The following is a 23720-nucleotide window of genomic DNA, read 5'->3' as shown; positions in this document are numbered from 1 at the left end:
GGATTACAATCATATCAGAGATTACATACATACGATACAATTGGGAAATAATAAATAGAACTTTTAAGAATTTTGATAGGAAGGAAAGACTGCAACATTAACGTTGATGGCATCCATGGCAATGGATACCATTATGGCGGCAGGTCAGTCATGGCCCCAAGCGTCCGCTTCAGGCATAGGATGCGCCACGCTTGTTCCTGTGCCATGCCAGCCTTTTCACCTTTTCGGAAACAAACTATAAAGCACCATAATTATGAGAAAGACATTACAACTTGCATTGCTGTGCATGCTGATGGCAGTCTGCACCGGCATGAAAGCAGAGACAACTGTCACGTTCGATTTCACGGGCGACGAAGCCTACGGCCTGCCGCTCAGCACCAACGACAATGGTGCGGCATATAATGCCGACCCCGCCGAGTGCATCAACGGAGAAGTAAACATCACCCTCTCCGGAAGGACGCGCTGGTGGGGAAACGACTCCGGCAACGAATTGCGGCTATATGCCAATTCGAGCATTGCCATAAGCGTTGACGCCGGCAAGCTCATAAGCCGCGTAGCAATAGAAGGCAAGAGCCTCAATACTGACAACCTGTCAATTCCGAACGGTACATTTGCCGATGGTGTCTGGACGGGCTCGGCCGACACGGTGTTCATTTATCCTACCGTTTCCAGCGGCAATGTTCCAATTGGCAGCATAAGCATAACCTACGAAGACGGCGGTGGCAAGCCCAAGCCGCAGCTGGGCTTCAGCCGGAATGAGGCCACGGCCACCATAGGCGAGCCATTTACAGCCCCCACCCTCACTTGCCCTGAATCGGCAAAGGTAGCCTACTCGTCAAGCGACAAAGACGTAGCCACCGTCGACCAGACCACCGGCATGGTAACGCTCGTAGGCCCCGGCACCACCGTCATCACTGCCAGAGTCGGCGAGACAGAAGAGCATGCGGCTGCTTCGGCGTCTTACAATCTGCATGTCGTAACAAAGGCCGGGGCCGACTCTCTGTCGGTAGTGCTCAAAGACAATTCGGAGCCCATCACTTTCACCAACGACGAAGACAACCCTTGGACAATAGAGGACGGCTACATACAAAACGGCAACGTAAAGAAAAACAACTCTTCGTCATGCCTCACGGGCACGTTCACCATAGGCAAGACATCTATGTTTGTGTTTGACAAGTATGTCCACCGAATAGACAACTCCACGAGTTCCAACCTATACCACTATCTCAACTTCAACGTCAACGGCAAGCAAGTGTTCTCACAAAACAACCAGACGGGCTGGAGCCAATACACCATGCTGCTCGAACCGGGGACATACACCGTGCAATGGATTGACACAGTATCCAATTCCACAAACACTTATTACAGCAAACTACGCAAGATGGAGCTCACATCCGACGTCATCGACATCAACGTCACCACACCCGGCTCGCTTGGCGTCGAGGTGCTGTATGTGGTCAACACCCTGGGCGACGTGCGTTTGCTCAAGGTGAGCGGCACACTCAACTCGACAGACTGGGCCAACATCAAGCAAATGAAGAATTTAGTATGGATAGACCTGGCCGAGGCCAAGTTTGATGCTGTTCCCGACAACGCCTTCAACGGCCTGCGCAACCTCATACGCACCGACCTGCCGGAGGGCGCAACCTCAATAGGAGAGTATGCTTACAGGGGCACAAAAATAAACACCATAGAGATACCGGCCACCGTCAGGTCGATAGGACGCTACGCCTTTGCAGAGACAGGCCTCAAGGAAATAACGTTTGCAGAGGGGTCACAGCTACAGACCATAGGCGACGGGGCATTCTACCGATGCACGTCGCTCACAGAGTTCATCATGCCAAATACAGTGACCGAACTGCCACCGGAAGGCAATAATGTAAATAACAGTGCAAGCACATTCGAGGGATGCACGTCGCTTTACAGGCTCCACTTCTCCGACGCTTTGAATTCCATCAATAGATACACCTGCAGAAGTTGCACCAAACTCACCGATCTTCACCTGCCCAAACAGCTTATCGCAATAAGAAACGAAGCATTCTACGAAACGAAATCATTGCGCCATGTTGAATTCCCCGATGGGGTCAAAACCATAGAAGACTATGCTTTCGGGTACAGTGGCGTCGACTCTGTTTGCCTACCGGTCAAAATGACAAACTTAGGATATCGAGCATTCCAGTATTGCAACAACCTGAAATACATCGAACTGCCTTCGTACATAGGCAGTTACGACAGGAACTTCGCAGACTGCCCTGCCGTTGAGACTGTTGTATGCAAGTCGGCCACACCGCCGTCAATATCCAACGACCCGTTCCAATACGGTGCGTCGAAGGGCAACATGACGCTCATCGTGCCCTCATTTGCAGTGGTCAACTACAAGCTCGACATTTATTGGTATCAGTTTGGCTCAATCCTGGAAGGCGAAGACGTGGGCTACTGGAAGATAACGAGCGCCCTCTCGCTCACCAACAACCGCCGCATGGACGGCAAACCCGACATCGACCTCTACTATGGCGGCAAATTCACCGTGGGCGGCAATGCCCCGATGGAAACGGCACAGATGAATTTCTTCGTCAGCGAGACCAACCCCGGTCTATTGGTAAACGACTGCGCCGACTTCACCGCCGACAGCGTCAACACATATTTTAATGTAGAATACAGCCGTTGGTACTTCATTACCCCGCTCCACGACGTGGCCCTCGACAAGGTGACCCACAGCGCCAACGCATCGTTTGTGTTCCGCTATTACGACGGAGCCGCCCGTGCCACCAACGGCACAGGCAACAGCTGGAAGAACGTTGACACCGACACGCTCCGCGCCGGGCAGGGCTATATCTTCCAGTGCAACGCCAACGGCACCATCACACTGCCGGCCGATGCCGGCGCCCACCCGCAAGTGTTTGCCACCACCGACGTGACCATGCCTCTGTCTGCCTTCGAAGCCACCTCGACGGCCAACGCCGGATGGAACTATGTGGGCAATCCATATCCGGCATATTTCGACATCTACTACATGGACTTCACCGCCCCGATAACCGTATGGGCCGACAATACATACAGGGCTTACTCGATTGTCGACGACAAGTATGCACTGAGGCCCATGCAGGCGTTCTTCGTGCAAAAGCCTGAGGCCGTAGACAACATCATATTCCATAAGGAGGGGCGCCAACTTAGCTCTGAAATCGTGGTCAAGGCGGCATCGCCCCGGATGGCCCCGCCGGCTGGCGCGTCTCGCCATCTGTTCGACATAGCCATCACCGACGGCACTTACAGCGACCAGACGCGAGTGGTTGTAAATCCCAACGCACAGCCCGGCTACGAACGTGGGTGCGACGCCTCGAAGTTCATGAGCATCAATGCCGACGTACCGCAGGTAATGACAGCCGATGCCGATGGCAACACCTACGCCATCAACGAGCGCCCCGTGGCCGCCGGCGCCACTGTGGCCATGGGCTACAAGGCAGCCAAGGCCGGCTTCTACACCATCAGCGTAACGCGCGCCGACGGCACCGCCCTTCTGCACGACAAGCTGCTCGGCACAACAGCCGACATAAGCTCCAACGGCTATTCGTTCTATTCCGGCGCCACCGATGGCACCGACTTCAACCGCTTCGAGCTCTCGTTTGAACCGACCGGACAGACGCCAACAGCCATCGACGGCACCCCAGCCGGCACAGAAGCCGCTGTGACTGGCGCCGAAGGCTACATCTGCGTAAGCGGCGAGGCCGGCGCTGCCGTAAGTATATGGGCTGCCGACGGACGCACCCTGCATAGCGGAAAGCTTGGCACCACCCCGCTGCGCATCAATTTGCCGGCAGGCATCTACGTGGTCGGCATAAATGGCCGCACACAGAAAACGATAGTATATTGACAACCCCATAATATCTTTCTATATGAGAGGTTACAGACTAATCCTTTTCATGCTGACACTGCTCGCCAGTGTCGGCATGAAAGGGCAATACAACCCCACCAACCCCCCGGAGCCAGGCGTAAACCACACGCTGACCCTGCAAGCCATACCGGCCGAAGGCGGCAGTTTCAACATTGGCTCCAAGTCGAGCCATTCGCCAGGCACGAAGGTTTCGCTGAGGGCCTACAACAAGAGCAACTTCAGGTTTGTGGCATGGGAGGAAGACGGCTACGTGGTCTCCACGTCGGCGTCGTTTGCCTACACCATGCCCGCCCGCGACGCCAGGCTCGTGGCCCGCTACGTCTACGACCCTCAGAGCCCGGCAGAACCGCCAGAGCCCGACATGCCCGAATACTCCACCCTGCGCCTGTCGGCAAGCCCGGCCGACGGCGGCAGCTTGAACATTGGCAATGGGGCGCGCTTTGAAGTCGGAACCACAATCAACCTACAGGCCTACGCCAAGAGCGACTTCAAGTTTGACCATTGGACGGAAAACGGCGAGGTGATATCTACCTCAAGCACATTCAGGTATGTGATGAAGGCCGGCGACCCTAACCTTGTGGCCCATTTCACATACTCGCCCGACAATCCCGGCGAGCCCTCTGAACCGCAGCTGATGCACAGGCTCAACCTTGTGGCCGAACCCCACGGCAGCGGTTACTTCAACCTGTCGAGCGGCAATGGGTTCCGGGCCGGCGCCAACATCAGCCTGCGAGCCTACGCAAACGATTGGTACACGTTTGTATGCTGGACTGCCGACGGCGACACCATATCGACAAACAGCAGCCTCAACTTTGTCATGCCCGACTCCGAGGCCACGCTCATTGCCCATTACCGCTACGATTACAACCCCGACAATCCGGGCGAACCGGGGCAGTCGGGCGGCAGCGTCAACATCTACGGAATGACAGAAAACGCTTTCAGGGGCCAAACAGTGGCCTATCCAGTCTACCTTGAAAACCCCACACCCGTCACGGGCATGTCGGTCGACATGACGTTCCCCCGCGGATTCACCGTCAACACGGCCGACGTGCGACTGTCTGGACGCGCATCGGGCCACGACGTCAAGGCGACGGCACTGGCCGACGGCTCTTACCGCATTGAACTGACGGGCACCACCGAGTTCAGCGGCACCAACGGCAAGGTGTTCGACGTGATGGTAAGCATACCCGACACGGCCACCACAAACCGCAACCATGCGGTAAAGCTGACGCATGGTGTGGTCAACAATGCCGACGGCACCATCGAAGCCGTGGCCGTGCGCAGCGGTTACATATATGTAAGCCAGCTGTCTGAAGACGGGCTCTACGCACGCTTCTCCTACGACAAGCTACTGGGCAGGGTGCAGTTTCTGAACCAGTCGTCAGACAAAGCCGTGCGCTACGAGTGGGACTTCGGCGACGGCACCACGAGCTCTGCCGCCAACCCTATGCACACCTATGCTGCCGACGGCTACTACGACGTGAGCCTTACGGCCTATGGCGAATACGGGCAAGACGTTGCCCGGGCCACCATACTCATCAACGACAGGCAGCACTGGACCATAGGCGGCACATTCATACTGTCGAAAACCGCCACCGGCGTGCGCCATTTCGCCTCGGCCGACTCGCTGCTGGCCTTTGTAGGCCTGGCGCCGGTGACCGAGAGCCTGACAGTGCAGGTAGACGCCGACTCAACGTTTACCCTGGGCATCACCGACGCAAACCTCGGCTTGCTGGCCCAGGTGGTGTCGCAACTCGAATCGAGGGCGCTCACCCTGCACCTCACGGCAGCAGCCGGGACATCGGCCCCCGGCCTGGCACTGGGCCGCGAGGGCGACGAGCTCACCCCCGAACTCATAGACCTTTACAACTCTATAGGCAGGCTGGCCACCTGCGATGGCGTGGCCACCACCATCTGCGGCGTGGCCTACTGCCCCTCGGCAATAAGTGGCATGGCCTCACAGACCGTGAAGTCGGGCCACGGCACACAGGAACTTGACTTCAGCACGATAAGCCCTGAACTGACCTTCGAGTGGAAGCTCACCACAACCCCAATACCGGAGACACTCACCGGCTATGCCACCGACGGCAGCGGCAACCTGCCCACGATGTTCATCGACAACACCGCAGAGGTCGACGCCGTGCTAACCTACAGTGTCAGCGGCAGCATGGGCGAGCTGCAGTTCTGCCAATTCACATCGACCATTACCGTCGAGCCGGGCAGCGCCACGCTCGACGAGTCTGAATGGCTCACCCTTTGCCGGCTGCGCGAGGCTCTCGTGGCCGGGGGCTGGCCCACCCCGTGGGACATGTCGGGCGGCATTGACAGCGTGGCCACCCTGGCCGGCGTCGACGTTAGCCGCGGCCACATCGTAGGCATAGACCTTTCGGGACAGGGGCTCACCGGGCGCTTCCCTGCCGACGCCCTCGCCCTGCCGCGCCTCGAGACGCTCTCGCTGGCCGACAACGCCCTTGAGGGCGACGTGGCCAAAGACATGGTGCAGGCCATGACCACCATTGCCGCAGAACAACCCGGCTTCCGTTCGGCGCTGCACACCATCGACATGTCGGGCAATGCCTTCACGGGCAACATCGGGTTGCTGTCGGCGCTGTCGGCCGTCATGCCCAACCTGACGGAGCTGCTGGCCTCGAGCAACAACCTATCTGATGTCAACCCGCCGCTGCCGGCCACCATCACCACCCTCGACCTGACCCGGCAGCACAGCGGCACAACGGTGACGATAGACATGTCGGCACCCGACTTCGACGCCGTGGCGGCACAAATGCCGTCGCTGATGCTCTACGACCACAGGTCACAGGGGCAAAAAGACGTGGCGGTGGTAAGGCTCGAAAACCGCCGCCCGGGCGATGGCTCCGGCTCCGACGCCGGCTATTGGGGCATAGACATTGACTTGACAACCGGCAGGGCCCATCTGTCGGCCACCGGGCGTGACGACTACCGGGGCGCCAACGGCGACATTCTGTACGTGTCTTACCCCGCGGCGGCTCCCGAGGTGCAGCTCAGCAGCTGCCTCACGGCCTTCACATTCGAGGAGGGCGATGCCGACTTCATCGACGGGGTGACAGCCACCGACTTGCAGGCCACCATACTCTATGCCTTCGACGACTACGGCGGCAGGCCGTTCAACTTCACGGCCGCCAACACATTCGCCGACGAAACAATCAACGTACAAGACGTTGTGCGCACGGTAGACATACTGCTCGCCCATCAACAGCCAGCGGCAACAGAGGCCAGGCGGGCCCCTGCCGCAGCCACGACGGACGGAGACCGGCCACAGGCGCGTATCTTCGTCCATGACGGGCTTGTGGTGCTGCAATCGCCGGTGCCCATAGCCGCAATGGCCGTAAGGGCCGAAGGCAACGTCAGCTGGGCCCTGCCGGGCCACGGCATGGAACAGGCCGTGGACGGGAGCAACCTAGTAGGCTACTCGCTCAACGGCACTACGCTGCCGCAGGGCACAACCGTGATAGGCACCTACACCGGCAAAGTAGACGTGAGGTCAGCAACACTGTCCGACGAGAGGGCCTATGCCGTCGACGCCACCGTTTGCCACGGCCAACCGACAGCAGTGGGCCATCCCGGCACCGACGATGGCATGGAGGCCGTGTTCGACATGTCGGGCCGCCGCCTCGACACCATGCGTAAGGGCGTCAACATACTGATGAAAGGCAAGTCTGCCAAGAAGGTAATCGGCAAGTGAACCTTGCCCACAGATTGCCCCAACGATGCCGACTCACGCCAAGCATGCAGGCCGGCACACGCCAAAGCCGGGCTGAAATGCGGTTCGGGCCGTATGGCATTCCAATACATGCCGTTCCGGCCGCCAATACGGGTCGTTTCGCAATGCCAAACAGGCCGTTTCGCAACCCGCTGACAGCCAAGCACATAAGCAGTGGCCCGCATACTGCGGCACAAGTAGCCCCAAGCCGCCCCCGCAACAGCGGCTGAGGACACACCAACAAACAATCAGACATAAACCATTTATATTATGCAGGCAAGACATTTTGCATTAACAATATTTGCCCTTCTGGCCGGAGTGCTCTCTGCTTTGGCACAGGGCAACACACTGTCCATACCCGATGTGTCGGTGGCTCAGGGGCGGTCGATAGACCTCCCGGTCAACCTCGACAACTCGGAAGACGTGGTTGCAGTGCAGTTTACGCTCTACGTCCCCGAGGGCATCAGCCTCGACGCCGCCACGGCGGCCCTCACCGACCGCTCCGACGGCCATTCTGTCACCATGAAACAGATGGCAGCCAACAAGTATATGGCCATGGTTTTCTCGCCGACAAACAAGCCCCTCAAGGGCCGCACGGGCAGTCTGCTCTCTGTGGGGCTCACTGCCGACGAAAGATTGGGCGACGACTCGCAGCTTAGGTTTGTGCTCGAAGACGTAGTCATCAGTGCGCGCGACGGCTCAAACGTGGCCACCGGCTTCAGCGCGGGCAGCATAACGATATCCCGCTCTGCCGACCTCGAGGTGTCGGCCGTTGTCGCCGACGCGTCGGCAGTGTCACCCGGCGACAGGCTCAACGTGGCTTGGCGGGTCAGGAACATAGGCCAGGCAGCCACCACGGCTGGTTGGAGCGAGCAGATATACCTGGCATCGCCCGGCGGCGAATCAAAGCTTGCCGGCACGGTCTACTACGACGGCACGCTTGCCGCCGGGGGCACGCTGAGCCGGCAGGCCGAGATTGGCATACCCGAGCAGCCGGGCATCAGCGGCGAGGCCACGGTCAGGGTGAAGCTCGTGCCTGCATCCGACACGGGCGAACCGTCGTGGATGCTGGCCAACAACGAAGCCTCGGCGGCATCGGCGCTCACCGTCAGCCGCAAGCTTCTGCTCTCGCCCGACACCATACGCACAGAAGAAACAGCCAGGAGCCTGCGTCTGCTGCTGACGCGCACGGGCAGCAGGCTGGCCGAAGAGACTTTCGCCATTGGCTGCACAGCCGACGAGCGTGTGTCGGTGCCACCGTCGGCCACCATCAGGGCTGGCCAGTCGGGCACATACATCACAGTGACCGTCACGCCCAATGGCAAGGCCGACGCCGACTCTACGGTGAGGCTGACAGCCGGAGGCAACGGATATGACGATGTGGCCGGCATTATTGTCATTGAAGACGACCGCCGCCCGGCGCTCACGCTTGCCGCATCGGCACCCGATGTGACCGAGGGCGGAACGCTAAGCCTTACGGTTTCGGCCCCCAAGGCTGTGACAAAAGACACCGAAATCATTATTGCATGCGACAAGCCTGCCATGTTCAGCATACCATCGCCCGTAATAATCAAGCAGGGTGAGGCAAGCGCCACGGCAACGGTCGGGGCCATCGACAACGACATACCCGACGTAGAGCAGGTTGTAACGTTCACGGCTGCCGCCGCCGGCTACGACGCCGCCACGCTAAACACCACGCTCATAGACAACGATGTGCCCATGCTGCAGATGCAACTGGAACCGACGGCAGTGTCGGAAGCCGACGGCCCCCTGGCCGTCACGGCCACACTGCGCCGCACGAGCAACATCGACAAGCGTGTGACCATACATTTCTCCGACGACTCTGAGGGTGGGCTGTATTACGCCGGGCGCTCTGTGGTCATGGAGCCGGGCCAAGCCGAGGCCACTATATGCCTCGGCCCCATCGACAACACTGATGCCGACGGCGAACGCACCTACAGCGTCTCGGCAGGCGTATATATTGCCTCGTGCAGCTGCAGCGCAGGGGCCGGGGCGTCGGCAGGGGTTGCCACCGCCCCGCTGACGGTCTACGACGACGACGGCCCGGCCCTCTCGCTGTCGGCCTCGGCTTCGGTGGTGGCCGAAGGGGGCACGATGGCGGTGACCGTGGGCCGCAACACCGTCACCGACAAGCCGCTGACCGTATCGCTGGCATCAGACCACAGCGAAGGCATATCGTTTCCGAAGTCTGTCGAAATACCCGCCGGGGCAGCCTCGGCAACGTTCGACATCGTGGCCGAAGCAAATGCCGTGGCCGGCGACGGCTTTGTGGGGGCGCTGCAAGCCTCGGCCGATGGGTTCTCGGGCGCAACGCTGAGGTTTGTGGTAACCGACCGCACACTGCCCGACGCACAGATAACTGCGATTGAAGTAAGCCCCGCAGAGGCTTCGGCCGGCGACACCGTAAGCGTGGCTCTGACTATTGCCAACACTGGCGTAAGGCCCTTGCCCGTACACACAAGGATAGACATCTTTGCCGGCGAAGGCCTGTCGCCTGCCCTGAGCGCCTATCTGCAGTCGCCCATTGAGGCCGGAGGGCATTCCATGCTGACCCGCAAGGTCAGGCTGCCCGATGGCGTAGGACGCCACAATGTTTATGCCGTGGCCAACCCCGACCGCGCCGTCGACGAAGCCATATACACCAACAACACGTCGCAACCGGCCGAAGTCAATGTGTGCGCTCCGTTCTCTGCAACGGTGTCTACGGACAAGAAGGTGTACGGAAGGGGCGAAACGGTGGTGATAAGCGGACGCACCGAGGATGGCAAGACAGGCCAGAAACAGGTGGAGGTGTATGTCGTCAACAACGGCTATCGCCACACCATCAACGCCACTACAGCCGATGACGGCACATTCTCGGTGCAGTTCACTCCATTCGACCTGCAGACCGGTCGTTTCTCCGTGGGGGCGTGCTATCCCGGCGAGGGTCTCACCGACGCACAGTGCGCCTTCGACGTCAATGGCATGCGCCTTTCTTCAAGCGGCTACGTTACCGCCGAGGTAACGCTGGGCGTACCTCACAGCGGCACGATAGGCATCGACAACCCAGGCAGCACGACGCTCACCGGGGTGAAGGCCGAGGTGACGGGCAAGCCCGAAGGATGCGACGTGAAGCTCGAATGCGGCGAGTCGGTAGATGGCGGGGGCACCATGAGCCTGGGATACACCATCACCGGCAACGCAGTGAGCGAGGGCAACGAATGGGAAAAGATTGGCATCAGGGTGTCGTCGGCCGACTGCGAGCCGCTGGAAACCACCATTTATTATTATTGCCGCAGTCCGAAAGGCAAGCTGCAGGCATCGACCAAGTCGATAACAACAACCATGACCAAGGGTCAGACGCGCGATTACCCTGTCACGATAACCAACATTGGGAGTGGCAATACAGGCGACATATCGCTGGCATTGCCTTCTGGCGGATGGATGACGGCGGCCACTCCGATGCAGATGCCGGCGCTCGCACCGGGTGAGTCGGCCACAATCCACCTGCTGCTGGAGCCCACCGACGGGCAACAACTCAATGTGCCCGTCACCGGACGGATAGGCATCAATTGCGCCAACGGCGACGGGCTGCCCGTAGCGTTCAGCATTACGCCGGTGTCGGAAGCCACGGGCACGCTTGTGGTCGACGTCTGCGACGAATGGACTTACAACACTGCCGAAGCCCCGCATGTGGCCGGCGCCGAGGTGGTAATAAAGGATGTGAACACCGGGGCGGTCATAGCCAACGGCACAACCGGCACCGACGGCATTTTCACCAAGGTGTTGCCCGAAGGCTACTACAACCTGTGCGTGACCGCAGACAAGCACGACGCCTACTCAAACAACATCATGGTAGACCCCGGAGTGGAAACGCGCAAGGTGGTAGACATCAGCTACAGGGCCATAGAAGTGAGCTACGAGCTTGTAGAAACCGAGATTGAAGACGAATATATCATTGAGAACATCGTGAAGTTTGAGACCAACGTGCCCAAGCCGGTTGTGGTAATAGAGGGCCCGAACAGCATCGATGGCGACAACATGGCGGCCGGAGACCAGCGCCTTGTATACTTCACGCTCACCAACCACGGGCTGGTGCGCACCGAAAACGTAAGGTTCAACTTGCCCGCCCCAACCGATGAGTGGCTCTTTGAAGCCCTCGCCGACACGGGCCCGTTCCCGCTCGGTGCCAACCAAAGCGTACAGATACCCGTGCTTATCACACGGTATCCAAACGGAGGGCAGCGCGCCCGTGACAAGAGAAGGGCTTCGCCACAGCAGATAATGAACGGATGCATGGCGCAGATGGAAGCCAACTACGAGATAATATGCGGCACGAAACTCTACGACAACGTGTCGGCACACCGCATGGCAATGAAGGCTTGCGCCACGTCGGCTATACTCAACGCCATCGGGCAAGCCTTTGGCGGCAGCGGAAGCTGGGGAGGCCTGGGCGGCCCGAACAGCTCGGGAGGAGGCAACGCAGATGCCGTCGAGACGACACGGCCCGTGGAGTCGAACAACGACAAGACCATTTGCGACCCTTGTTATGCCGAGTTGCTCGAAAACAACCTCAACGACTTGTTTGACATGATACCCGTTGTAGGATGGGTCAACGACGGGGCCACACTCGCGTATGACTGCGCCAGGGCCAAAGCGGAGAACAGGCCGTACTCTCTGCGCGACTCCGTGCTGGCAAAAATAAGGGATTATGCCATCGAAGGATTTGGCGATGCATCTGGTGCTTACAAGGATTACAATACGCCGCCGGGCGAGTATGACGACTTGATCGAGACGGTGGAAGGCATGCTCGAAAACATAGACAACATCAACAAGCACCTCGACGAGTACAAGAAATGCAAGGCCAGACAGGCTCAACAGGGCGGACCGAAGCGCAGCCGGCAAGACGGCGGGCTGCCAACGACGGCACAGCCTGCTGACGGGAACGCCTCGGGAAACAGCTGGATTGACGCCCTTGCCGATGCCGCTGCGGATTTCCGAGAGGAGCTGGAGGCATGGAAAGCCGTGAAACTCGAGCTGTTCGGCGATTCTGTATGGTACACAAGCCCCGACCCTACCATAGCCGCATTCTGGCAACACGCCATAGACCAACATGTGGAAGGGCAGCCTCTTGATGCCGAAGCGCTCATGCCATACAAGCCGGAATCGGTCACCGAAGCGCAACTACGCGCACTTGTTGAGCGGCTCAACGGGACTTCAGACGGCAACGCGCCCGACACAGAGGTGCTGATGGCCAGCGCCAGACTCATAAAAGACAGTGAGGCAACGGCCATAGGCGAGGGTTTCCAGTCGATGCAGGACAGGTTTTTCAAAGCCAGCCATGAGTTTCTGGGGCGCACCGAGGAGGAGTCGAGCTCGGTATGCTCGTCGATCACGCTCCGGTTCGAGCAGCGGATGACGTTCACCCGGCAGGCTTTCAGAGGCACACTCACGGTATTTAACGGCAACGAAGACACGCCGATGAGAGACGTGAAACTTACTTTGCGCGTTAACAACACCGAAGGCGACATTGCAACAGCCAACGAATTCCAAGTCGGCCTGGAGTCTATCGACGGCTTCAACGGCAAGGCCGAGCTCGGGGCCGGATGGGAACTGGCACCCGGAGCCACCGGAAAGGCAACAATACTGTATATCCCCACCAAGCACGCGGCGCCGACGGAACCCACCGACTACGTGTTCAGCGGCTCGCTGTCGTATACAGATCCATACAACGGACTTACCGCAACACGCGAGATTTACCCCGTAACGCTGACGGTGAACCCCACCCCCGACCTCAAGCTGACATACTTCATGCAGCGCGACGTTTACGGTGACGACCCGCTGACAGAAGCCGTCGAGCCGAGCGAAGAGGCTGAGTTTGCACTGCTCATCGACAACGTGGGCAACGGAGACGCCACAAACCTGCGCATAGTAACAAAGCAACCGGAGATAATTGACAACGAGAAAGGACTGGCAATCGACTTCCAGCTGACGGGCAGCAGCCTCAACGGAGCCGACAAGGTGATGGCCCTTGGCGGCGATGCATACACCGACTTCGGCACGATAAAGGCCAAAGGGCAGGCTTACGCACAATGGTGGATAACCAGTTCGCTGCTTGGCCACTTCACCGAATACGACGTCAAGGCCACCCATGTGACCAGCTACGGCAACCCCAACCTGTCATTGCTCAACGAGGTGACTGTGCACGAACTCATCAGAAGCATCGACGCCAGCGCGGAAAATGACACGATAACGGGCTTCATGACCAACGACATAGCCGATGCCGACGACACTCCCGACATGCTATACCTTACCGACGGAACCACCGAACAGGTGGAACCGGCGGCCGGAGCAACGATTACGCAGACGTCGGAGACGACCTACGAGCTCGCCGTCACGCCTTCGGCTGGCGGATGGAACTATGGCAACCTCGTCGACCCGACCTACGGACGGGCCCGACTGAGGGGCGTGACACGCACGAACGACGGCAATCCGATGAGCCTGCGCAACTTCTGGCAGACCGACCGCACACTGCGCGACGGAATGGAACCGCTGTATGAGAACAGAATACACTTTGCCGACAACTTCAACAGCGGCGTGCCTTGCACTTACGAACTCACCTTCGAGCCACAGGCAGACCTGCCACTGGAGGTGGCCTCGATAGAAGGCGTGCCGACAGAAGTGGCATTCAAGCCGGTGGAAACCATCGACGTCATGTTCAACAAGCACATTGACCCGTCAACATTCACGGCCGACGACATCACCATGTCGGTGCAGGGCGAAAGCCTCGACGCCTCACTGATAGGCATATCGACCGAAGACAACAAGACGTTCAGGCTGAACCTTGGACGCCTGAACGCTGTGGCAGGCAACGGTTACTATATGCTCACGGTGCAAACGGCGATGATAACAGACGCCGAAGGCTACCAAGGAACCACCGGGAAGTCGGCTGGCTGGACTATGTTCCGCGACGGCCTGGTGAGCATTGACACCGAAGTAAGCCCCGCCCGGGCCGGAAAGATAGTGCTGACAACAAGCCCGGCGACCGCGGCGGCAAACGCAACGGCTACACAGGAAAATGGCGGCAAGGCCGGATATGGCACCACTGTCGCCATGAAGGCCATACCAGGACAGGGCTACAAGTTTGTCAACTGGACGCTGAATGGCGAAACCGTTTCGTCAGACTCTGTGATCGAGCATACTGCAACCGACAACATCGACGTGGTGGCCAACTTCAAAGCCGCCGCATATCACGTGACCGTGGCATCCGACGAAGGCGGAAGCGTGACGGGCAGCGGCAGCGGCATATACGACTACGGCGACACGCTGAAGCTCAAAGCGGTGGCCGATGAAGACTATATGCTGTGGTGCTGGACTGTCAACGGCGACACAATCGAAGCCAAAGACAGGCTCACCGTAGAAGTGAACGGTAAGAGCGACATTGCCGCACACTTCAAACGCTCAACTTACAGACAGACGTTCAGGCTGTTTGAAGGCTGGAACTGGCTGTCGTCATACCTCGGAGAAAGCATTGACGCCGGCAACTTCAAATATGCAAGCACCATACTCGGCCACGACGGCAAGAGCATTTTACCCGACGGCCCCGACGACGGCGAGGAAAAGCATGCCCTTGAGCCCGGCCACGGATACAAGATAGAAGCTGCCGTTCCGTTTGTGGCCAATGCTTCAGGCAAGCTGCACGACCTGGCCGAACAACCCATTGCGGTTGCGGCCGGATGGAACTGGATTTCCTGTCCGCTCGACAAAGAGTCGCCGCTGGCAGCAATCACCAATGCCACCGAGGGCGATTTCATCACAGCCCAGGAGGGTTTCGCCGAGTTCGCCGACGGCCGTTGGATCGGCACCATTGCAACACTGGTGCCCGGCAACGGCTATCTATACAAGTCGGTAGATGCCAAGGCACTGGCAATAGACACCTGCCGACTCTCAGCAACACCAGCCACCGTGGTTGCCGACGAACGCATAGACATGCGCAAATACCCGTCGACAATGAACATTACGGCCATAATCTACCGCAATGAGGCGGTACTGGACGGCGACGACTGGCGCATTGTGGCCTTTGCCGGCAACGAATGCCGAGGGGTGAGCCGCATGGTCGGAGGAAGGCACTGCCTGACTGTCTATGGCAACGGGGCCGAACCCGAACCTTTGTCGTTTGTCGTTGAAAACACTTCAACAGGCGATGGCTACAGCGTCGACGAGTCGCTGGCCTTTACCGACGACGTGGCCGGAAGCCGCAAGTCGCCGTTGGCATTCACCATGGGCGAATGGCTAAGCATCGACGAAATGCTCGCCGATGGACTGAAGCTGAAGGTTTATACCATTGCGGGCACCCTCGTGACCAACGAAGGTACGCGCGAGACCCTCAAACGACTCCCCCGAGGGGTTTACATCATTGAAGGGCGGAAGTATATAGTGAGGTGAACAAGACCGTTGAAGCCGCGCCTACCGGCACGGACAGCCACCCCGACTGATGCCAACGCAGGCGGCAAGCCAATGGGTGAGACTGCAGTTTGAGGGCATGGACAAACGGAGCAAACACGCTTTTAGGGCCCCGGAAAACACAAGGCAACCGGCCTGCACAGTTTAATACTGATGCAGGCCGGTTGTGGTATGTGCCGCCCACTGCGACTGCATGGCGTTTACAAACGCCCCGGATGCGGCATGTTGCCGCAGTTGCCAAATAAAATGGCTTGGCATCGGTTTGTTTTCAACAGTCCTGTATATTGAGCCATGCACAGCGAAAGCCCTCAAGCCGAGCAACCAACGGCATGCGCCAATATCATAGCCTGGCCAAAGCCATAAGCAGCTGTTCAAAATTAACCGATACAATTAAGCTTGCAGGTGTCCTCCATATCTTTGCCACCATCTTGTGTGCTCTTTCGGGCCGCATGCCAAAGTCTCATCGGTAGCGTAGCCAGCTACACACTCTCTCTGGACTTTGGCATGCTTCTACGAAATAGCGCACAATCTGATGGCAATTAATTTTGAACACCTACTTAGGCCCAAACCGGTGTCACGACTAATAATTGTTAAAAAGACAGCGCCCCGAATCAACCGTTGCTGAAATATGGGAATTTATAAACAACTTTGCATACAGACACATATCGACCAAACGGCGTTATCCCCCGACAGACCTGTCTGGCAACAAACCATCACCTCTTCTCACAACCATTGAGACTCTACCGAAAGGGATTGCGAAGCCAACACGCTGACTTGCAATCAAGAAAGCATTGACGTGAAGGCGTTGGAATTGTCGTTATATGGTGACACAGCGTAAAAAGTACCAATGTCATCGCAGATGGTTTGGCTTTAATCGCTTCTCCGCAAGTGAGCTGTAATTTAAATTTTCCACTTTGATTCCATGCGTATGGCAGCAGTGAACAAGTTTTTCAAACCGCTTGTACTTACGTTGTTGTTTTTCGTAAGCTACTCAATCATCGACTTAATCAAAGGCGTCGTCATTGAATATACCGACAATCTGATTAAAGCAATATGCACAATATGCGTCATAGGCTTGTGCAAGGCATCGCTCAACCTAAGCAAACGCATTGAGAAATAGGCCCCCAGAGGCTGCTTGCCGTTGCCCGCCATCATGCCTGACTGCCTAAGCCAAACGGGCACCAACCCCGTTTTCTCTATTGGGACATACCGGCCGTGACAGCCAACAACGAGGCTGCCCAGACTGTCGTCACTGAAAATGAAACATGAAACAGCAGTGGTGTCGGGTTCGAAAAGTTAAAACGGTGTTGCCCTGTGGCAGCCATGCCCCGACAGGGCTTGCCTTATCGGTTTGCAACAAGTGGCGTTTTGCGTGCCAAGACATGCCGTTTTGCGCGCCGAAACGGCCGTTTTCATGATGCAAAACGGCATGTTTCACAAACATACTGTATATCAACGAGTTACAACAAACAGGCAAACAGCCGCGCCGACAGGCAAAAAACAAGTCTGCACCAACGCCGAAAGGCATTCGTGCAGACTGTTTTCACAATAGGCCATCAGGCCGGAGGATGATTGTTTACATGTATATGCCATGCCCAACAAGCCCTTGCGCCATCCGCGCCGCATCATTACGGCCGCATTGTCCCGGCACAGCCCTCTGCGCCTAAGCCAAAGGCGACAAGCAACGTGCACGGCAACAGGATGATAAAACGTGGGGCAGATGGCCGATAATGGCATGTTTGCCTGCTGGCGTGAGGCCGCTCAGCGTATGAGCCTCATGGCCAGATAGCCACCGAACACCTGCATGAGTATGCCGGGCCAGCCTATCATTATGTCTTGCAGGGCCACAGAGAGCGAACCGCTCATGCCCCACTCCACCATGGTGCCAACGGCCTGGTAGGCCACCACCGAGGCTGCCACAGCCCAGAGAGCCACGCGCCCGGCCTTGCGGGCAAAGAAAGCGGCTGCCGCTGCCAGCAATACCGACTTGGAAAGGATGATGGGGAGCATTGGCGCAGGCGGCATGCCGAACATCAGGTTGTTGGCCAACGGCGAGAGCAGTGCCGTGAGCAGTCCGGCGGCAAAGCCAAACTTGTAGGCTGCCACGAGTGTGAAGAAATAGATGGGGAGCCACGTCAATCCCCCACCGGGCACCAAATGGCACAGCTGCGGCAGCACGATGTTGCACGCCACGAAAGCCGCCGACCAAACGTAGGTGCGGATGTCGCCGTATGACAGCGACCTGACAGATGTTGTTCTTGCAATGTTCATAACTTTTGTTTTTGGTTTTCAATAAAATTCTTGATAAGCAGATAAGCCTCGTCGGGGCTCTCGGTGCAGGCCGTAAGCCGCTCGACGGGGCAGATGTCAGTGCCTGTGCGGTTGATGATGTTGGGCACTTCGGCATCAAAGCTCACCTCCACACCGCCGCGCCTCAACACATCGAGAGCGCCGCTGCTGATGATGCGGGCGTGGAGCCGACCGACCCCGCCACGGACAAAGAGCAGGGCCGCGCCGCGCCCCACCACCTTGTCGGCCACCGAGGCCCCACAGAGAAAGTCGGGCCGGGCGGTGGAAAGCTCGAACAAGTCGATAACCCCACGGCGGCGAAACACCACAGTCTCGCCCCCTGCCGAGCGCGCCACCCCGCGGCACTGCCCGTCGTCGAGATATTGCTTAAGCTGGTTCATGTTGCTTCAAGTCCTCCACGAATTTGTCGATGCGCTGCATTTCCTTCGGTATGTCGATGCGCTGCGGGCAGTGGCCCACACACTGGCCGCAGCCAATGCAATGTGCGGCCTGCCTCAAGCGGGGCACCGAGCGGTCGTAGCCAACGAGGAAGGCCCGGCGCGCACGTCGGTAATCGGGGTCCATCGAGCCTCGGTTTGGCATGTTGCCGTCGGCAATGCACTTGTTGTAATGCGACAGCACCCCCGGTATGTCTATGCCATAAGGGCAAGGCATGCAGTAGTTGCACTCGTTGCACGGTATGGTCTTGAGGTTGTATATGTCGTCGGCAATCTCCATTAGAAACGCGTTCTCTTCCTTTGTCAGCGGCTTGAGCGGAGTGGTAGAGAGCAGGTTGTCTTTCAGGTGCTCCATATATGTCATGCCACTGAGCACGGTGAGCACTCCCTCGGGGGTGCCGGCAAAGCGCAGTGCCCAACTGGCCACGCTGCGCTCAGGCTCGCGCTCCTTCATCTTGGCAGCCACAAAGTCGGGCACATTGACCAGCCTGCCGCCCAGCAACGGTTCCATGATCACCGCCGGAATGTTTCTCTTGGTAAGCTCGCCATACAGATAAACGGCGTCGGTGTTGCGCGGGTTTATCTCGTCGGCATAGTTCCAGTCGAGGTAATTCAGCTCTATCTGCACGAAATCCCAGTGATAGCGCCCCTCGTCGTGCCACTTGAGCAACATGTCGTAAATCTTTATGTCGCCGTGATAAGAGAATCCCAGGTTGCGTATGCGCCCCTTGGCCTTCTGCTCGACAAGCCAGTCGAGTATGCCGTTGTCCATATACCGTGAGTTGAACTCGGCCAAGGCGTCGTTGCCCATGCCTATGCCGTGAAGCAACAGATAGTCGACATAGTCGACCTGCAGCTCCTTCAGCGAGTTCTCAAACATCTGCTGAGACGCCTGGCGTGTCCATGTGTCGGGCGAGAAGTTAGACATCTTGGTGGCAACGAAATATTTTGAGCGGTCGTGGCGCTTCAGCGCGATGCCTGTGGCCCGCTCCGACAGCCCCTGGCAATATGCAGGTGACGTGTCGAAATAATTGACACCATGCTCTATGGCATAATCCACCTCGCGGTTTACCATCTCCTGGTCGATGGCCTCGTCGGCCTGCTCGCGGGCCGACCCCTTGCCCACCACAGGCAAGCGCATCATGCCATAGCCCAGTATAGACACCTTGTCGCCGTTGTTGTGGTTTGTACGGTAGGTCATCTTGCCCTTTGGCGGCTCCTGCTGCGAAGCTGACTCATCCTTGCCGGCGCCTTTGCATCCGGCAAGCAAAGGTGCCGATGCCACGGCACTGCCGCCCAACACCTTAAGGAACGAACGCCTGCTTATATTCTTTTCCATATCTTAGCCTTTGTTTTGGTTCTTATCAAATCACCCTGTGTTGTTCGTGCCCTTCAACATAAATGGCACTGAAAGGACGGGCCGGACACAAATTCTCACAAGCACCGCAGCCTATGCAACGGGCTTCGTTGACGGCCGGAATCTTCGGGGCCGCAGGGTTGGCCGGGTCGGAGCTTACCATGGTGATGGCGCCGGCCGGGCAATGGCGGGCGCAGTTGCCGCACTCCACGCCGTCGGTAAGCGGCACGCAGTTCTTGCGTACCCACACCGCGTGGCCTATCTGGACCGACGATTTCTCGGCTTTGGTTATAGGCCGGATGGCCCCTGTGGGGCATACCTCCGAACAGCGCGTGCACTCCGGGCGGCAGTAGCCGCGCTCGTAAGACACCGTGGGCTGCATCATTGACAGAAGCCCGATAGACGGACGCAACACGCCGTTGGGGCATTGCGAAACGCAAAGCTGGCACCCGGTGCAGCGGCGGGCCATGTTCTGGGCCGACAGCGAGCCGGGAGGGATTATGGGCGTGGCCCTTTCGGGGGCCACCTTGTCTTCAATGACAGCCAGTCCGCCGTCTACTTTCTTTTTCTCCTGGGCCAAAGCGGCAGAAGTTGTGGCCATGGCCACGCCAAGAAGAAACGAACGCCGTGCCGAATCGACCACAGCCTGGTCGATGTGTCCGGCGCCTGTGCCTGCCACGGAGGCAGCCAGCTGCGGACGCCCGTGGCGGAATGTGATGGCGTGCTGGTGGCACTTGTCGATGCAGTCGCCGCAAACCACGCAGCGCGAATAGTCTATGCGGTGGTTCTTTGAGTCGATGCACGATGCCTTGCAGTTGCGTGCACAGAGGCCGCAAGCATTGCACTTGCCGGTATCTATGTGCACCTTCAGCCATGAGAACCGTGCCAGGAAACTGAGCATCGTGCCCACAGGGCAAACCGTATTGCAGTAGGTGCGCCCGCCACGCCATGCCAGAAAGCCAATGACAACAAACGAGACGGCGGCGATGATGAACGTGGGCAGGCTCTTGACCCACACATCTACCGAATAGAAGGCATAGCTGTCAAGGCGCTCGGCGATGGCGGCCAGCAAATTGTTGCCCAGGCCCCACAGCGGGCGGAGCAGGTTTTCGGCCATACGCCCATACGAGCTGTAAGGGGCAAGCAAGGCAACCAACGAGCCTATGCCTGCGGCAAAAGCCACAAGGAAGACAGCCAGGAAGCCGTAGCGCCACGCTTTCTTCTCGGGCGCGTAGCGGAAACGGTTTCTCTTATGCCTCGAGCGGACATGGGATACTGCATCCTGCATGATGCCCAACGGGCAAATGACAGAGCAGTATATGCGCCCGAAGACAAGGGTCACGACCACCAACGCCACTATCACCCCGGCGTTGAGCGCCAGCAATGCCGGCCACAACTGTATCTCGGCAAGCCACGACAGCCAATGGTGCAGCACGCCGGAAACGTCGACAAACAGCAGGGTGACGAGCATGAACATCACCGCTTCCAAAACGGTTCTTATTTTTCTTAGCATTGTTTATATTTGTATTGGTTTTTGTGTTGAATCCAATTCTTCAGCATCGTCTGCCGACGAGGACAGCTCGGCCGAGCGAACCACAACGATGCTCAACTCGTAGAGCAGCCATATAGGCAGGGCCACGATGACAAGTGTAAATACATCGGCCGTGGGGGTTATCACCGCCGAGACAACCAGTATGGCCACCACAGCGTGGCGCCGGAAACGCCTCATCCAACGGGCACGCAACATGCCGAACCGCGCCAGCATCCAACTGACTACAGGTATCTCGAAGACAATGCCAAAGACAAGGCTCATCATCAGCAACGTATCGATGTAAGAACCGACGGTCAGCATGTTGTCTATGCCCGGACTCACCTGGTATGTGCCAAGGAAACGCACCGTAAGCGGAAAGATGAGCATGTAGTTGGCTGCCACGCCAACCATGAACATGATGTATGCCGCAACCACCAGACGAACCGACACGCGCCGCTCATTCTCATACAATGCGGGCGAAACGAAGCGAAAGAGCACGTAGAGCAAATATGGCGAGGCTATGAGCACGCCGCCCATGAGCGCCACTTTCATGTGAATCATAAACTGCTCGGTAAGCCCGGTGTTGATAAGGTGCAGCCTGAACGGCTCGCCGCCAAGCAACCTGTAAATGAAAAACGACCCGTCGGCGGGTGCCAGCACCACGCTGAACAAGGGTTCCTTCAGGCAAAAGGCCAACACCGCGGCCACTATAGCAGCCACAATCATGCGGATAAGACTGCCACGAAGCACGTCGAGATGCTCCCAAAAAGTGAGCTCCGCGCCGTCTGTATGCCCGCTGCCAGACCTATGCTTACCTTCTGTTGCCATCTCCCCGGGCCACCTATTTGTCATTGCCCGGCTCAGGCTTGGCCGGGTCGTCGGCTATTCCGTTCACCCCGTCTTTGAAACTCTTGACTCCTTTGCCGAGCCCCTTCATCAGTTCGGGAATCTTCTTGCCGCCAAAAAGCAGCAATACCACTAACACGATAAGAATGATTTCTGGTGTTCCTAACATAAAGCTATTTGTTTATTGGGTTTAGTTCTCGGTGCAAAATTATTAATAAAAAGGCAATTCTGCTATAATAAATCCACAGAAAAAGCTACCATTTTTACATTTTAAACGTGTTTATGACTGTGTTTCTGACTTGCGGGATATAAAAAACGGCCTGCAAAAGAGAATCCACCTCACTCTCCGAACGACAAATACCGGCATTGGCTGACCATACATTGCCACCTTCGTAAAGCCATACCATGCAGGCTGCCCGTCACCAACCCGTTAATCAAACCATAATAAATATGGTGGCAACACGCCCGCCACAGCTCCTAAAATGCACGTAAGCACCATGCCCGTGCAGCCCACAACCGGCAAAAGGCCACACAAACAGCACCGGCCAAGGCCTGAAGCTATGAAAGCGAAACGGGAGCAACAGGCATAAAAAAAAGGAAGTACGCGTACTTCCTTTGTGGACCTGGAGGGAGTCGAACCCTCGTCCAAACAGGGAAACCATACGCTTTCTACATGCTTATTCCGGACTTTGGTTTTCGTGTGATGGCAAGACCCGGACCACCAACCAGCACCTTATCCCCTGTTGTTTCATCGTGCCGCCGGGGCTATAGCACGACTATTCCCGATAAAACCGCACCGCTTGACCAAAGAGCTTCGGAACAACAGCCTTTGAGCGATGTCTCGTCCCGCCACCTGGTGGCGGGATAAAGCCAGTAATCTACTATGCTTCGATTAGGCAGCGAGAGCGTAGTTGTTTTCGCCAGATAAATTTTTGACCGAATGGATTATGGAGTATACAGTCGTCACTCCGCATGCTTACGTACCATCTCAACCCGCTGTCAAATCCAGTCAAGCCCATGATGATATGTTACTTGTTTTCCTCCGAAAACAATGCAAAGATATATATTTTCTGTGAAATACGACATAAGAAGACAGAAAAATTGCGTACCTTTGCAATAATTTTCAGAAAATGGTGTTTATTTAA

General features: G+C 57.6%; 10 protein-coding genes and 1 other RNA gene. 4 read left to right on the top strand and 7 right to left on the bottom strand.

Going from position 1 to position 23720, the window contains the following annotated elements:
* Window positions 1-253: 253 nt before the first annotated feature.
* From M3089_RS08245 to M3089_RS08230, 4 genes are all read left to right on the top strand, one after another.
* Window positions 254-3871, top strand: a complete 3618-nt coding sequence (locus M3089_RS08245) for a leucine-rich repeat protein (protein ID WP_249083262.1) — start codon at window positions 254-256, stop codon at window positions 3869-3871.
* 22 nt (window positions 3872-3893) lie between these two features.
* A complete protein-coding gene (locus tag M3089_RS08240; protein ID WP_249083260.1) occupies window positions 3894-7613 on the top strand; it encodes an InlB B-repeat-containing protein in 3720 nt (1239 codons plus the stop codon).
* Window positions 7614-7901: 288 nt separating this feature from the next.
* The gene (locus tag M3089_RS08235) at window positions 7902-16076 is read left to right on the top strand and encodes an InlB B-repeat-containing protein (RefSeq protein ID WP_249083258.1); all 8175 of its coding nucleotides are present in this window, start codon (window positions 7902-7904) and stop codon (window positions 16074-16076) included.
* A 946-nt stretch (window positions 16077-17022) separates the two neighbouring features.
* Complete coding sequence (locus tag M3089_RS08230) at window positions 17023-17214, top strand: hypothetical protein (protein ID WP_249083256.1); 192 nt, start codon at window positions 17023-17025, stop codon at window positions 17212-17214.
* A 641-nt stretch (window positions 17215-17855) separates the two neighbouring features.
* Here the strand turns inward: M3089_RS08230 and M3089_RS08225 are convergent.
* From M3089_RS08225 to ssrA, 7 genes are all read right to left on the bottom strand, one after another.
* Window positions 17856-18365 carry an ECF transporter S component gene (locus M3089_RS08225; protein WP_205109397.1) on the bottom strand — a complete coding sequence of 170 codons (510 nt, stop codon included), beginning with the start codon at window positions 18363-18365 and terminating at the stop codon, window positions 17856-17858.
* A complete protein-coding gene (locus tag M3089_RS08220) occupies window positions 18362-18784 on the bottom strand; it encodes a DUF1893 domain-containing protein (RefSeq protein ID WP_249083254.1) in 423 nt (140 codons plus the stop codon). Before M3089_RS08220 ends, M3089_RS08225 begins: the two co-directional genes overlap by 4 nt.
* Window positions 18771-20180 carry an aldo/keto reductase gene (locus M3089_RS08215; RefSeq protein WP_249083252.1) on the bottom strand — a complete coding sequence of 470 codons (1410 nt, stop codon included), beginning with the start codon at window positions 20178-20180 and terminating at the stop codon, window positions 18771-18773. The genes M3089_RS08220 and M3089_RS08215 overlap by 14 nt, the downstream gene beginning before the upstream one ends.
* A gap of 25 nt (window positions 20181-20205) precedes the next feature.
* Window positions 20206-21711, bottom strand: coding sequence for a 4Fe-4S binding protein (locus tag M3089_RS08210; RefSeq protein ID WP_249083250.1), 1506 nt, complete (start codon window positions 21709-21711; stop codon window positions 20206-20208).
* A gap of 3 nt (window positions 21712-21714) precedes the next feature.
* A complete protein-coding gene (gene tatC / locus M3089_RS08205) occupies window positions 21715-22557 on the bottom strand; it encodes a twin-arginine translocase subunit TatC (RefSeq protein WP_249083249.1) in 843 nt (280 codons plus the stop codon).
* A 13-nt stretch (window positions 22558-22570) separates the two neighbouring features.
* Window positions 22571-22744, bottom strand: a complete 174-nt coding sequence (locus M3089_RS08200; RefSeq protein WP_205109387.1) for a Sec-independent protein translocase subunit TatA/TatB — start codon at window positions 22742-22744, stop codon at window positions 22571-22573.
* 446 nt (window positions 22745-23190) lie between these two features.
* Window positions 23191-23592, bottom strand: a transfer-messenger RNA (tmRNA) gene (gene ssrA, locus M3089_RS08195).
* Between the last annotated feature and the right edge of the window lie 128 nt (window positions 23593-23720).

Source organism: Marseilla massiliensis (assembly GCF_023336985.1).
Taxonomy (GTDB): domain Bacteria; phylum Bacteroidota; class Bacteroidia; order Bacteroidales; family Bacteroidaceae; genus Prevotella; species Prevotella intestinigallinarum.
The sequence above is the reverse complement of the archived record's forward strand: the minus strand, read 5'-3'. Positions and strand labels throughout refer to the sequence as shown.

Excerpts from the sequence above, each read along its gene's own strand:
- M3089_RS08200 (WP_205109387.1), bottom strand. The coding sequence starts at position 22,744 with ATGTTAGGAACACCAGAAATCATTCTTATCGTGTTAGTGGTATTGCTG.
- M3089_RS08215 (WP_249083252.1), bottom strand. The coding sequence starts at position 20,180 with ATGGAAAAGAATATAAGCAGGCGTTCGTTCCTTAAGGTGTTGGGCGGC.
- M3089_RS08245 (WP_249083262.1), top strand. The coding sequence starts at position 254 with ATGAGAAAGACATTACAACTTGCATTGCTGTGCATGCTGATGGCAGTC.
- tatC (WP_249083249.1), bottom strand. The coding sequence starts at position 22,557 with ATGGCAACAGAAGGTAAGCATAGGTCTGGCAGCGGGCATACAGACGGC.
- M3089_RS08210 (WP_249083250.1), bottom strand. The coding sequence starts at position 21,711 with ATGCTAAGAAAAATAAGAACCGTTTTGGAAGCGGTGATGTTCATGCTC.
- M3089_RS08225 (WP_205109397.1), bottom strand. The coding sequence starts at position 18,365 with ATGAACATTGCAAGAACAACATCTGTCAGGTCGCTGTCATACGGCGAC.
- M3089_RS08230 (WP_249083256.1), top strand. The coding sequence starts at position 17,023 with ATGGCAGCAGTGAACAAGTTTTTCAAACCGCTTGTACTTACGTTGTTG.
- M3089_RS08240 (WP_249083260.1), top strand. The coding sequence starts at position 3,894 with ATGAGAGGTTACAGACTAATCCTTTTCATGCTGACACTGCTCGCCAGT.
- M3089_RS08235 (WP_249083258.1), top strand. The coding sequence starts at position 7,902 with ATGCAGGCAAGACATTTTGCATTAACAATATTTGCCCTTCTGGCCGGA.
- M3089_RS08220 (WP_249083254.1), bottom strand. The coding sequence starts at position 18,784 with ATGAACCAGCTTAAGCAATATCTCGACGACGGGCAGTGCCGCGGGGTG.